At 32.2% G+C, this 13,396-nt stretch carries 13 protein-coding genes and 1 riboswitch; all 13 genes read right to left on the reverse strand.

Annotated elements, in window-relative coordinates; translation table 11 throughout:
• Positions 1–80: 80 nt before the first annotated feature.
• Entirely contained in the window at positions 81–1,184 is a 1,104-nt protein-coding gene (locus tag G9F70_RS21115) for a BMP family protein (protein ID WP_164944118.1), read from the reverse strand.
• Between the two features lie 325 nt (positions 1,185–1,509).
• The gene (gene grdD, locus G9F70_RS21120; RefSeq protein WP_164944117.1) at positions 1,510–2,673 is read right to left on the reverse strand and encodes a glycine/sarcosine/betaine reductase complex component C subunit alpha; all 1,164 of its coding nucleotides are present in this window, start codon (positions 2,671–2,673) and stop codon (positions 1,510–1,512) included.
• Between the two features lie 39 nt (positions 2,674–2,712).
• Positions 2,713–4,251: a glycine/sarcosine/betaine reductase complex component C subunit beta gene (grdC, locus tag G9F70_RS21125; protein WP_164944116.1), complete on the reverse strand. Its 1,539-nt coding sequence runs from the start codon at positions 4,249–4,251 to the stop codon at positions 2,713–2,715.
• A 221-nt stretch (positions 4,252–4,472) separates the two neighbouring features.
• A complete protein-coding gene (gene grdB, locus G9F70_RS21130) occupies positions 4,473–5,780 on the reverse strand; it encodes a glycine reductase complex selenoprotein B (RefSeq protein ID WP_164944115.1) in 1,308 nt (435 codons plus the stop codon).
• A gap of 126 nt (positions 5,781–5,906) precedes the next feature.
• Positions 5,907–6,383, reverse strand: coding sequence for a glycine/sarcosine/betaine reductase complex selenoprotein A (gene grdA / locus G9F70_RS21135; protein WP_164944114.1), 477 nt, complete (start codon positions 6,381–6,383; stop codon positions 5,907–5,909).
• 70 nt (positions 6,384–6,453) lie between these two features.
• Positions 6,454–7,740, reverse strand: coding sequence for a glycine/sarcosine/betaine reductase component B subunit (locus G9F70_RS21140; RefSeq protein WP_164944113.1), 1,287 nt, complete (start codon positions 7,738–7,740; stop codon positions 6,454–6,456).
• 76 nt (positions 7,741–7,816) lie between these two features.
• Positions 7,817–8,146: a thioredoxin family protein gene (locus G9F70_RS21145; RefSeq protein ID WP_164944112.1), complete on the reverse strand. Its 330-nt coding sequence runs from the start codon at positions 8,144–8,146 to the stop codon at positions 7,817–7,819.
• A 99-nt stretch (positions 8,147–8,245) separates the two neighbouring features.
• Positions 8,246–9,172: a thioredoxin-disulfide reductase gene (gene trxB, locus G9F70_RS21150; RefSeq protein WP_164944111.1), complete on the reverse strand. Its 927-nt coding sequence runs from the start codon at positions 9,170–9,172 to the stop codon at positions 8,246–8,248.
• 28 nt (positions 9,173–9,200) lie between these two features.
• A complete protein-coding gene (locus tag G9F70_RS21155) occupies positions 9,201–9,578 on the reverse strand; it encodes a GrdX family protein (RefSeq protein WP_187352964.1) in 378 nt (125 codons plus the stop codon).
• A gap of 175 nt (positions 9,579–9,753) precedes the next feature.
• A riboswitch (glycine riboswitch) is annotated at positions 9,754–9,897 on the reverse strand.
• Between the two features lie 385 nt (positions 9,898–10,282).
• On the reverse strand, positions 10,283–10,750 hold the full coding sequence (locus G9F70_RS21160) for a tRNA (cytidine(34)-2'-O)-methyltransferase (protein WP_164944110.1): 468 nt from the start codon (positions 10,748–10,750) through the stop codon (positions 10,283–10,285).
• A 145-nt stretch (positions 10,751–10,895) separates the two neighbouring features.
• On the reverse strand, positions 10,896–12,485 hold the full coding sequence (locus G9F70_RS21165) for a MutS-related protein (protein WP_164944146.1): 1,590 nt from the start codon (positions 12,483–12,485) through the stop codon (positions 10,896–10,898).
• Between the two features lie 163 nt (positions 12,486–12,648).
• Complete coding sequence (locus G9F70_RS21170; RefSeq protein ID WP_187352963.1) at positions 12,649–13,026, reverse strand: type II toxin-antitoxin system death-on-curing family toxin; 378 nt, start codon at positions 13,024–13,026, stop codon at positions 12,649–12,651.
• Positions 13,026–13,199, reverse strand: a complete 174-nt coding sequence (locus tag G9F70_RS21175) for a DUF2281 domain-containing protein (protein ID WP_164944109.1) — start codon at positions 13,197–13,199, stop codon at positions 13,026–13,028. Before G9F70_RS21175 ends, G9F70_RS21170 begins: the two co-directional genes overlap by 1 nt.
• Positions 13,200–13,396: the final 197 nt, after the last annotated feature.

The following is a 13,396-nucleotide window of genomic DNA, read 5'->3' on the forward strand; positions in this document are numbered from 1 at the left end:
CTATTTGTAGAAAGAGCTAGATGTATTACATCTAGCTCTTATTGTATGCTAAAAATCACAAGCCAGTAAATAACAAATTTTTATTTAAAATCCATTACTCCTTTTCTATTTGATGGAACAACTATTTCTCCAGCTATAACTTTATCTTCATATGTTTTAACTAAAGTTAAAACATCCTTTTGTACATTTTTAACAGATGTTGGAGCTATTCCTACGCCTTGTTCTTTTAATCCAAGATTAATAACTGCGCCACCTTTAAATGCGTTTTTAACTTGAGCTTTAGATTCATTGTAAGTTGCTGTATCAACTCTTTTCATCATACTTGAAAGTATAACGTCAGCATATACTGGAAGTGTTAAAGCTTGATCTTTATCAACACCTATTGCCCAAACTACTTTTCCGCCATCTTTTAATTCTTTAGCAGCTTTAAATAAACCAATTCCAACTCCGCCTGCTGCGTGATAAACTACGTCGCAACCACCTTGATATAATGATTTAGCTAATTCATATCCTTTATTTGTATCATCGAAACTGTCTGCGTATTTTACAGTTGTTCCCGCACTCTTACCATCTGCACTTATTAAGCCTTTAGCAGCTTCTGGATTAACTGCTTTAACTCCAGCTGCAAAACCAGCTTCAAATCTGTTTATCATTTCACCATCTTTTCCACCAATAAATCCAATTTTATTAGTCTTAGTGGTTTTTCCAGCAATTACTCCCATTAAGAAAGATCCTTCTTGCTCTTTAAAAACAATTGATGCTACGTTTGGTAATTTAACAACTGAATCTACAATTGCAAAGTTTTTATCAGAATGGTTTTTAGCAACTTCTTGCATTGCATCAGACATTTGATATCCAATAGCAAAAGTTAAAGCTGAACCCTCTTCAATCAATGATTCTAAATTAGCTGTATAGTCTTCTTTCTTTTTAGACTCGATAGCTTTGTAATTGAAACCGTCTTCACCCTTAGCCTTATTAACCCCTTCATTTGCTGATTGGTTAAATGATTTGTCATTTAATCCGCCTTCATCAGTAGAAAGTCCTATCATCATAGTTGATTTTGCTGTTTCAGTTTTTGGTGCTTCAGTCTTTGGTGCTTCTACCTTTTTAGTTCCACAACCTACAAATAATGTTGCAACTACAGCCACTGCTGCAAGTACCGCAACTACCTTTTTCTTGTTCATAATAATTTCCTCCCCATAAGTAATTAATTATTTTCGCTCTTCATGTTAGTATTCTATAAAAATCAAAAAAATCCTTTTTATTAAAAAATTTTTTTAAAATTTCTATACGTATTCATTCAATTATCAAATAACGTTTTTATTTATTATTTTATTCTATATAAGATATAATAATGTGACATAAATTAAATTATATATGAATTTTTTATTAATAGCAACTAATTCTTAAGTATAACAATGAATTTATATTTTTTATGTTTTTTGGTAAAATAATAGAAAAGCTCTCACTAATAATTTTAGTGAGAGCTTTTTTTAATTTAAGATTCATCTAAATCATAAATTTAGCTTTTTTAAGAATCTCAATAGCTTTATCCGATTCATCTTCCGGAACTAAAACTACTGGTCCTGTACATCCCATGCCGCTTTCTGAATAGATTCCCTCTTTCCATAATGATTTACATGCATCTTCGAGTTCAAGTATATCTATTCCAAGGATAGGAAATGTAACAACCCTTTTCTTTGGCATTTTTACATTTTCTTCTATTTCTGTTTTTTCCACCTTTTTAATAACATTGTTTATAGCTTCTTTTAAACCTGATTTATTAGCACTCGCAAATTCATCTCTCGCCTTGTCCAAAACAGTATTTTGGGCACAAATAGCACAGTATTTTAAAGCTTCAGCTATTAATGGTGCTCCTGAGGCTCTAGAAACTATATTTACAAGTTTATCATAATTTTCTCCAATACCAGGTCCATATCCAGCACCTACTGTCTCGTAATTGCCTCCTGTAGTGAAAGAAGCAAAAGTTTTAACTAAAAGGTTACCTGTTAATGAATCACAAACCATAACATCTGGTGTTCCTGCAAGAAGGTCATTCCCCCTCATAACCGCTCCACCACCAGCTCTTAAAGAATCTGCAAATCTAAAATCATATCCATTATTTTGTATTTCTTTTAATATTCTTTCAACTTGTCTCGCTCCATCTAAATTCAAAATTCCAACAGTTGGATTTTTGATACCTGTAGCTTTAGCTGTAGCAATACCAGAAATCGCATTAAGTACCATACCTTCTACTCTGTTAGTAGATGCAGTTCCGGTAGTGGTAGCGAGTATCATATCCGTGCCTTTACCTGGTGTTACTATCTTTCCAACTGTAGATACTCCTATAGGAAAATCAAAATGTTGAGTTACACATCCACTCAAATTACCATTTTCTAATAATTCTGTCATTTTCTTATGACCTTCCTCAGCAGTGGCAACTTCTATAATTTCAAAATCTGCATCTACCTTTGGTCCTATTAAAACAATTTCAAAATCATCATATTTATTTTTAGCTAGTTCTGCAGCTTTTACCATTTCGCCTACGCCATGTTCGCTACCGAATGTAGTTAATCCTATTCTAACACTATTTTTAAATTTTCCGCTTTTTATGCCACTCGCTATATCATTAAATACTTCAGCAATCATTTGTTTAACTACGTTTTCACTCATATCTACACCCCTTTTCTAAGCGACAAATTAAATCATTATTTATTCATTTTTATTTATTAAATATTCAGCAAAATCTTTCATTGCGTCTCCAACCATAGCTTTAACTTCTTCTTTGCTAATTCCTGATTGCTGCTCTACTTTTCCTGGATTTTTCTCAACTAAAATTGAAATTCCATCAAATAAGTTAGTCATTCTTCCAAGGAATAAACTTCCCTTACCAATTACCATGAAGTTTTTTAAAACTCCTGATTTTATATGTTCTATTCCATGTCCAACAATAGGCGCTCCTGATGGTATATGCCCTTGTGTTGGCGCATATCCTGGGTATCCATGTTGTTTTATAAAGCTCGGTAATTCTTTTCTATCCAATTGTCCCTTTTTAACTGCAAGAGCTCCAATCATTTTATAATTTTGTGTAGGTACATCTCCAGCTCCTGCAGGCTCAGTTATATCTGGAGTTTGCATTTCTGGTGCATATTTATCCACATCTGTGATTTTCATTCCAGCAGCAGTTAATGGATCAAGTACTAATGCTTCAAGTACAGCTTGAGGTGCTGCTCCATGTCCTATAGTATGTTTTCCTATTATATCAGTTCTTAAAATCGGGCTAACTCCATCATTTTCTGATACAAGAATAGCAAAGCCACCTAAACAATCTTCAAGTATAGATAAACCCTTTTTAACATGATCTTTACCATTCATACCCAGTTTTGCAGTAGCTCCTCCAGCAACAACAAGTACATTTTTAAATATACCTGATTTAACTAAAGAAGCAGCATTTACTAGAGCATGAGTTGGAGCAGCACAAAATCCTCTTATATCTGAACCTGTTGCGCCAACAAGCCCTACTACTTCGCCTATAGATTTAGCTAAATTTCCGCCACCTCTTTGGTTCATATCACCTATAGCCTCTTCAGAGCATTCTAATATATACCCAATTTCTTCTATTGGTATATCTAAGTTACTAACTAAGTGAAGTCCAGCCAAAATGCCTGATGCTTTAACAGCTATGTTTTCTAGCATATAATGAGCTGCAAGGTTTGGATCAAATTCATGAGCTCGTCTTACGCAACCTACTAAGTCTGTCCCATTATATAGACCCTCTGCACCACTATCGCAAACAAGACTTCTGATTTTTTCTATTTCTTCGCCAACTATTTTTTCTACTTTACTAGATATTAGTGGGTGCTTTAACAGTTTTTCTTTTACACTTTCTGCAAAAGAATTTTCTAATAATACAAGATCAAATACATCTGAAATTTTCATTAAACCATAGAATTCATCCTGTGGCATAATTTCACCAAATTTACCAAATCTATTTGCATTCTCAAGGTTTTTGCCGTACCAAGGTCTTGGCATCTCGGCTAACTGCTCTGGAGTTATATTTCCTATATATGTTTGGTTTGGGGCATATGCCACAACCTCTTCAAATCCTCTTAAATGACTTTTCATATCTCTTAAATATTCGGAATCTGGATTTGTTTCTCTCTCTAATGTTTGTGTAGTTCCATTGTGAATTACCATATCTGGAGCATTGACTAAAATATAAGATGCTTTTTTTATAACTGGGAAATTCATAATCACTCATCCTCCTTATTTGCTTTTTCAAGTACAAACCTTAATTTAATATATGTACATTAATTTTAAAAGTTTTAATGCACAATCCACAATATAAACTTCGCTAAGTAAAATATAGAAATTAAGCTAAATTGTACATTGTGCATTGTGCACTGTACAATGTGCATTGGATAAATAATTAGGGAACTTTAAAGTCCCCTAATTTATTTATTAATTAAAAATTAGTCTTCAAATACTTTTTGGCTTTCTACAGGAGTCTGCAACGCCACTAATGCTTTTTCCACTAATTTTCTTCTTAATTTAAACTCATCTTCCTTGCTTAATGCAGGGTTTCCAAGTGGGTGAGGAATAGCAATTGTAGGTATAATTCTATTAGCACCAACAGTTACTGAAACTGGAGTAATAGTACACATATGAACTACTGGAAGTCCAGCTCTTTCTATTTCTTTAACTAACGTTGCACCGCAACGTGTACAAGTTCCTCATGTTGAAGTTAATATAACTGCATCTACACCATCCGCAATTAATTCTTTAGCAGTATCTTCACCAAATTTCTTAGATGATGCAACTGCTGTACCATTACCTACTGTTGAATAAAAATATCTGTGTAATGATCCTATTTTGCCTTCTTTTTCTAGTTGTCTTAATACATCTACTGGAATAACTCTATCTGGATCTTCATTAGCATATACTGGATCGTGTCCACCATGTGCTGTTTCATGAGTTTCAGACGTCAAGTCCATTATTCCTTCTATGTCATATTTACATATTTTAGAAGCACTTGAAGATTCTATATGATCAGGGTTTCCTTTTGGAACAATACCACCAGAGGTAACTATTGCTATTTTAGCTTTAGTTATATCAAGTATAGGAGCATTTGGTTCAACTCTATCAAAAGTAGGCATTTTGAATTCTGTTACAAATTCTTCTCCCTTTAACTTCTTAACAAGCATATCAACCGCTCTTTTAGAACCTCTCTCACTGGCGAAATGATTCTTTCTTATACCTCTTTCGATATAATTATCTTCAGTAGGCATTCCTACTTCTTCACCTTTAGCGAGTTTTAATGCGAGTGCTGCCATCTTAGGTAATGCATCCCTCATACCAACTGCACTATTTCTAGTTGAAACTATGTACAATTGTTTTTTATACATATCAGCACCTGGATTTTCTACATACATTCCAGTCATTACTGGTATATTTAATTGCTGCTTCACCGCTGCTGCCACAGCTCCACAAGCAATACCATATCTTCCTGCATTAAAAGCAGGACCTGCCATAAATAAATCAGGATTGTATTTTTTCACCATCTCAATTATTTCAGCTTGAGCTTCTTCTATGTTTTCAGCAAAATATGAGTCACCACAGATTATAGTAGCAACTATTTCTGCGCCACCTTTAGTTAACAAGCCATTTAGTCCCATACCTGGTCCTACAAAGCCTTCTCTAACCTCTGGTTTAATATTTGCTTTTTCTTCTCCGCCTATTCCAGCGTAAAATTGATTTATATAATGTACGATTTTTAACAAGTATTTCTCCCCCTTTCTAACGGGAATTGACAATTTTATTTTAACTATATTAATATAAGTTAACTTACAATTGGCAATCTTATGGTATTTATACTAGAGTATCTCATCTAATTTAAATTTATAATTTTAAACAGTATATTTTGAGAATTCTTCTCTAATTGGTTTAACTTCTCCGATTATTTCATCTACTTCTAAAACCATTTCCATCATGCCACATTGCTCTTCATAAATTGCCTCATCACATTGATCTTTAATTTCTGTTTCAACTATGTGGTATACTGCAAGGCCTAGTGCAATTCCAGCCAGTGGTCCAGCGTATGTTGGATCTCCTGCTGCTACTGTTTCTGCTGAAAGTCCTGATGCTTCAGCTTCAGCTCCTCCAATAATTACTACCATATTTTCAGCGCCAAACTTTTCAGTAAGGTCTTTTACTCTTTGTTGGATCTCCAGATCCATAGCTCCTGCGGCTGTTCAGACAAAGCATTCTGTTGATGCAAATACTACTTCAGCTCCAGCAGATTTAACGCAAGCTTCTATTGCTGGTCCTGGTATTCCGTCTCTATCACCAATAGCGATAACTTTTTTCCCTTTTAACATTTTCATCTTCCTTTCTTGTTTATATTTATTTTCTAGTAACTATAATTTAACGCTATATCTATATAATTAAATAATTTTAGTATCCTCTAGCTGTTAAATTATTAAATCCAACTTCACTAGTTGCACCAGTTATAACTTGAATTTCAGCAAAGATAGAACCATCTGCTCCTAAACTTCCCATGTGTCCACCAGCTATTATATCAGCAGCTTCCATATGTCCAATAATTTTTTTCATTGGAGGAAGTGTAATTACTTCATTAGCATTTCCACCAGTTACAACTGCATCACCATGTGGTGTTGAGTCAGCTAGGGACTGAGAACTTCCATCTTGACCAGCATATTCATCAGTTAAAAGTACAGTTTTAACTCCTTTTGCAGTTATCTTATTACAGTTCATAACAAGGTCAGCATCTGGATTACCAAAACCTTCTTCTGAAATTATAGCAGCATCTGCTCCTATGAATTCAACTAATTTTGCAACCATATTTGATGATCTTTCTTTATCTGCTAAGTATACATTTTCATTTGTTATTATACATCCCATAAAGTTAATATCCTTGCCATGTCTCTCATATAAATCTTCTATTATTGGATGATTCATATGCACGTAACTTGGGTTCTTGTCACAAGCCGAAACACAGTTACCACTTACTATTGCTCCATCAAATATTTCTGTTGGATAGATAAAAGTAGGTATTATCTTTTTAGCATCTACTCCATAAACATAAGTATCATGTAATAAACCTTGTGTTTGAAGCATATATACATATACTACTTTTGGCAGTTCAGGGTATAGTTTAATTTGCTGGAGTAATGGCAATGTTTCAAATGTTTTTATTTCATCTGGTTCAATTTTCTTACCAGCTTCTCCAAGATAAACAGCAGCTTTAAAGCCTACCATTCTTACAGCTTCTTCATGCTCATGTTGCAGTATTCCCTCTTTTGGCTCACAAGTAATTACTAAGTTGTTTGTTTTTGAGAAAGGTGTATATTTAGCTCCTTCTCCGCACATATCAACTATTCCTTCTTGGAATCCAACGATTTTACCAGTTGTTATAACAGCTGCTCCTTTAAGAACGTGAGTTCTTCCTGAACCTACTGTGTCAACTTTGTTTATAAATCCTGGGAATATTCCACCACCACCACTAACTTTAACTCTTGGTTCTATTACGTCTTTTACTGGAATTATTCTAACTTCTTCACCGGGTCTTGCTATGTCTAATTTAATCGTTTCCAGTCTTTCGTCTCCTGAAACCGCTTTTAATAATTCATCTTGATTAACATAAAGAATTCCACCCTCAACCTTTGTTTCTGGTCCAAACTGAATATCTTTAATAAATATGTTTCCTATTTCTAGACGCAAAACAATCACCTCCTATGATATTAAGTATATATATCTAATAGCTTATAGCTTTTTTACTATAAGCTTTAGTACCAAATTATAATGTATTATAATAATCTTTTATAAAGTTTTCTACATCATCTAATGAAGAAATTTTATCTGGTGTTATTGTAGCTGCTTTTTCTCCACCCTTATATAAAATCATTGTTGGAAGTCCTAAAACTCTTTGAGCTATAGCTGTTCTCCTTGCTCCACCAATGTTTAAAGAAGCGAATTTAATTTTATCTGAAAATTTTTCTTCTAGGGCATGAACTCCTGGCATAAGTTCTATGCAGATTTCACATTTATCTCCCCAAAAATCTACAAATACTGGTTTTTCAGATTGTAATACTTCTGCTTCAAAATTTTCTTTATTTAATTCTACCATTACTAATGACCTCCTAAAATTTTAATTGTAATTGTTTCATATATATATATTTAAAAGAATTATGCCTTTTATTTAAAAGGATAATACCCTTTATATAAGCTAATTAAATTTATCTTCAATGTAATGTTCAGCATGAGTCGCTGCTATTGCACCATCTGCCGCTGCTGTAATTACTTGTCTTAATAATTTTTCTCTTATGTCTCCCGCTGCATATACCCCTGGTATATTAGTTCTCATCTCTTCATCAGTAATAACGTCGCCTCTCTCCGTCATATTAATCATACCTTTAAACAATTCTGAAATTGGAAGATATCCTACAAATACAAAACATCCATCTACTTTTAAATCACTGAGTTCTCCAGTTTTAACATTTTTTAAAACTAAACCTTCTAAAATTTCTTCGCCCTTAGCTTCCTGCACTACTGTATCCCAAATAAACTTAATTTTTGGGTTTTTAAAAGCTTTTTCTTGAAGTGACTTAGCACCACGAAGTTCATCTCTTCTGTGTATTACTGTAACACTTTCACCAAATTTAGCTAAGTATATAGCTTCAGACAACGCTGAATCTCCGCCTCCTAGCACTGCAATATCTAAATCTGTAAAAAAGTCAGCATCGCAAGTTGCACAATAAGAAACACCTTTTCCTCTTAGTTCAATTTCATTTTTAAATCCACCAAGTCTTGGGTATGCTCCTGTAGCAATTATAATTGTTTTGGCTTTATAAGTTTCTTTATTACACTTGATTACTTTAATATCTCCTTCAAGTTCAACTTCAACAACTTCTTCTTTAACAAATTGTGTTCCAAATTCTTCTGCTTGCTGCTTCATTCTTTTACTTAATGTTGTCCCTGTACATTCTTCAATGGAACCTGGGTAATTATCTAATTCATCTGTTGTAGTCGCTTGTCCACCAAATTTTGCTCTTTCTATTATTAAAGTATCCATTCTTGATCTTGATGCATAAAGTCCAGCAGATAATCCGGCAGGACCTCCACCAATAATTATAGTATCATAAATATGTTCCATAGCTATATCCTCCTTATTTTTCATATGTCTAATTTATTGCATGATCTATTAAATCAAAATCTATAAGTTGAAAATCCAACAATATCTTTTCATTCCACTGAGGCGTTTTAAAATCTTTTAAGAATTTCTCTGTGGTCATAATGCTCTCTTCTATTATAGATAACGATTGCAAGTCAACTCCACTTAATTTTTCTTTTGATATACAAATAGTTCTATAAGGCGTTTCATTCGGCTTTATACTGCTCATTAAAGGATGGGTTAATAATTTATGACCTACATGGATATTATCCCTAACTTTTCTCAAAATATCCATCATGGTTCCTTGAATAAATACTACCTTATATTTAATCTCAAATTTTTCTTTTGACATTGGATTATTTGTTACAATAATTAATGGTTCTATCAATTAATGCCCTCCTTATAGTTCTCTAGGATAAAACAACTGTTAATTGTTATCCCACCCACATAAAACACATTTTAGCACAACAAAAAAGACAGATATAAAAGCCCCTTGTGCCCTTATACTCTGTCTTTTAACCTGAGAGGTTTACTCCGTCGGTGCCATTCGCTTTCCAGAGGTATGTCCATTTTCGGTACCTTTTGCCTGAGAGATTCATGTTGCATAGGCTGCAATACTTACTCCTTCGGCTATCTTAAAAGGGTTAATTTTTTACATTAAAAAATTTATCCCGTGATAATTTAAGATCATCTCCCTAAAACATCATCCATTTCAATATTAAATTATTTCTGTAAATCTATCACATATTTACAGTATACACTATTTTTTTCACATTAACCATAATGTTTAGAATATTAACTATTTTAATTATCTATAGTTGTGATTTATATATCAAATAGTTTGTTATTTTTTTATCATTTGCAAAGCAGATTAAATATCTTTGTGAAACCGATTAAATAATACTATAATTTCATTTAATTAAATATATATATACATTTTTTAGTCTCATAACTCTTTATTGTTATAGTTTTAACCTTATCCATTTTATCCCTCCTTGCTTCCCTATGGGATGATATAACAATTATTAATTACTAAATACTCTAGCATATAAAAAAAATAACTAGTATATATACTAGTTATTTTAGGCTTCCTTATTTCATCTCGGGAAACCCAACTTGCCTAAGAGCTTCATATGTTGTAATAGCAACAGTATTAGAAAGATTGAGGGACCTAGTAGTTGTATTTATCATAGGTACTCGTATACACCTTTCAGGGTCACTATTCCGAACACTATCTGGAAGTCCTGATGACTCACGCCCGAATATTATAAAATCACCTTTTTTATATTCTACTTCTGAATATAATTTTGAAGCCTTTGTTGTAGAATAGTAGAAGGTTGCATCTTTATATTTTTCCCTAAGTGCCTCATATGAATCATGTATCTCAAGGTCTAAAAACGGCCAGTAATCGAGTCCTGCTCTCTTAAGTTGTTTTTCATCTAAACTAAATCCTAATGGTTTTATAAGATGAAGTTTGCAGTCAGTAAGCACGCAAGTTCTTCCAATATTCCCAGTATTCTGCGGTATTTCCGGTTGAAATAAAACTATATTTAAATTCATAAATTACTCCTCCTTGCACTTCTAAGCAGTACAACATTATTATTAATAATTTTGCTCCAATGACATAAGTATATACTGTCATATTACCTTACTTATAATTATTAGTAAAGACATAGGCCACTATTAGCCGCCCATGTTTACTAAACTATAATAGTTTTTCAATTATCTCAGCTCTTTTATATGCCCTATCTGTTATTTCTTTTGGATAACACATGTATTCTAAAAGTTTAATGGCATTTCTTGTTTGAGAAATTCCTTTTTTAATCTTATAATCAAAGCTTAAGCCCTTACCCGTATCAACAGTTTCACTAAAATAGTAAAACTCATAATTTTCTTTTAAAATATCCGAGAGTTCTCTATCATGTGTAGCTACAATTGAAATACTTTTTCCACGGTTTATATATGTTAATATTTCCGCTGACATAGAAATCCTCTCTATGGGATTTGTGCCCCTAAATATCTCATCTATAGGGCAAAATACCGGCAAATCCTTTTCTAGCGCTTTAATTATTCTATGAATTGATTCTACCTCTGCCATAAAGAAACTTTTCCCCTTTGTTAAATCGTCACTGGGGCTAATTGATGAAACTATATTGAAAAAAGGAGCCTGGTACTCTTTAGCTAAAACAAAATAAAAGCTTTGAGCCAAAATCATATTTACTCCAAGCATTCTTAAAAAAGTAGACTTACCAGCCATATTTGTACCTGTAAGCACAATACCTCCTTTTTTTATATTAATTGAATTCCCAACAGCATTCTCTATAAGGGGATGTATTCCTTCCACTATATTTAAAGTAATTTCTTTTATAAAGACAGGTTTTACATACTGTTCCATTAAATCATATTTATAACCAGAAATAGAAATTAGTGCTTCTAATTCTCCGACTATATAGTAAAGGTCCATTAAAACTTCTTTTTCTTCTTTTATTTTGTCAGATATAGAATAATAAGCACTTTCTTCTAAGAGAAAGAGCACCGAAAGAGGTTCAAATAATCCTGCCCACATATTTATAAATCCTATTAATCTTGTGCCCCTGTCTATTCCCTTTATGGATTTAAGTATTCCTGATATTTTATCCCTATAATAAACAATATCACTGTTATTTATACTTACAATTTTTTTAGCTGCTACAATGTTTTTTCTTAAATAGAATATCCCATTAGTCTTAATAGCCTTTACTTCTCTAGTGTTAATATTAATATTAATATAGCTTAGTACAAACAGTACTATCATAAATTTCACATTTACAAGTATTGCGAGCAATATTAACGTTAATGGAACTATTTTACCTAGAAAAGTATAGATATAATATTTAGCCTTACTTATTGTAAGATCATTTTCTATCATATCTAAAAAACCATTTTTAAAATCGTTATTTAAGTTAAAGAAAATGCACTGAAGACTCTCCCTTAATTCACTATTTTCTTTAAATAATTGAATTAATCTCCCTCTTTCTTTTAACTTATCTTCCGACCTTAGTGGGTTTCTTAGCATTGAATATAGTGCTGCCTCTCCCGAACTGCTATATGCCCTATCCAATTTTTCATATATCTTATTCATATCCAAATCAGACCATGTTTGGTTATCTAAAGTGTAATCATTTTTTTTACTCATATCAAAGAATTTTCTAATCTTCTCAAAACTTCTTGCCTTGTCCATATCTTTGTTATGATCATTTCTTATTAATCCTAAAACTCTTTTATTTAGGTATTCCTTTAAAGTATTTAAAAACATTTTTCCTATAGTCAAGTTAATTCCCCCCTGTAGCATTTCTATACATTTACTATTCCAATTGTACCATAGTATAGAGTTTTCTCAAAAAAAATCGCCCCATTATTTACTTAATAATGGGACTTAATGTTACTATTCAGCCTCTATGTATTGTTACTTATTAACCTTACAATTTTTTATTGTTTATCCATATTTTAATATCATTTTCACTAAAAGTTCCATCTGCCACTTTTAAACCAAGCTCAATTAATTGCTTTTGAGAATATTTTACATTAATGTTGTTTAATTTTAATAATAAAACCATTACTGAAACCCCTATTCTTTTGTTCCCATCAACAAAGCCATGGTTTTTAATAAGTCCATAAGTAATAGCTGAAATCTTTCCCTCTATTTCCCAATATAAATCAATTCCATCAAAAGTTGCAGAAGCTCTATTTAATGCACTATCAATTAAACCTAAATCTCTTATTTCCTTACTTCCACCAGTCTCACGAACTATCTTTTTATGAAATAACAATATATCATCCATATCTATATTTTTCATTATTTGCTTAGCTCCTCGAGCGCTTCCTTATTCTCCACAATAATTAAATCCATCATACTCTCAATATTTTTTCGATTCTTTTTTTTTAAAAAATCAACAAAATCTATTACTTCTATTTTTTTATCTTCTGGAAGTGTTTCAAAATCCTTTATTAGTTTTTCTGCTAAACTCATTAACTTCACCCCACTTTATAACTCTTTATATTAATTATATACCATAGTAAAATAAAATACTCTCATATTTAATAAATTTCTTATTTACAGTAGATATGGAAACATTAAATCATCTCCTGAGTCACTGTAATTAACGATTTCAGAAGGCGATTTACCCTCTTTTAGGACGCAATAGAATATCTTAAATTTCTCCATAC

Origin of the sequence: Clostridium sp. FP1 (assembly GCF_011065975.2) — a bacterium.
In the GTDB taxonomy this organism is placed as follows: Bacteria; Bacillota; Clostridia; order Clostridiales; family Clostridiaceae; genus Clostridium_AD; species Clostridium_AD tagluense.

What these genes read in the sequence shown, in the direction of transcription:
- G9F70_RS21115 (WP_164944118.1), bottom strand. Translation starts at nt 1,184, where the DNA reads ATGAACAAGAAAAAGGTAGTTGCGGTACTTGCAGCAGTGGCTGTAGTT.
- grdD (WP_164944117.1), bottom strand. Translation starts at nt 2,673, where the DNA reads ATGAGTGAAAACGTAGTTAAACAAATGATTGCTGAAGTATTTAATGAT.
- grdC (WP_164944116.1), bottom strand. Translation starts at nt 4,251, where the DNA reads ATGAATTTCCCAGTTATAAAAAAAGCATCTTATATTTTAGTCAATGCT.
- G9F70_RS21145 (WP_164944112.1), bottom strand. Translation starts at nt 8,146, where the DNA reads ATGGTAGAATTAAATAAAGAAAATTTTGAAGCAGAAGTATTACAATCT.
- trxB (WP_164944111.1), bottom strand. Translation starts at nt 9,172, where the DNA reads ATGGAACATATTTATGATACTATAATTATTGGTGGAGGTCCTGCCGGA.
- G9F70_RS21160 (WP_164944110.1), bottom strand. Translation starts at nt 10,750, where the DNA reads ATGAATTTAAATATAGTTTTATTTCAACCGGAAATACCGCAGAATACT.
- G9F70_RS21165 (WP_164944146.1), bottom strand. Translation starts at nt 12,485, where the DNA reads ATGTTTTTAAATACTTTAAAGGAATACCTAAATAAAAGAGTTTTAGGA.
- G9F70_RS21170 (WP_187352963.1), bottom strand. Translation starts at nt 13,026, where the DNA reads ATGAAAAATATAGATATGGATGATATATTGTTATTTCATAAAAAGATA.
- G9F70_RS21175 (WP_164944109.1), bottom strand. Translation starts at nt 13,199, where the DNA reads ATGAGTTTAGCAGAAAAACTAATAAAGGATTTTGAAACACTTCCAGAA.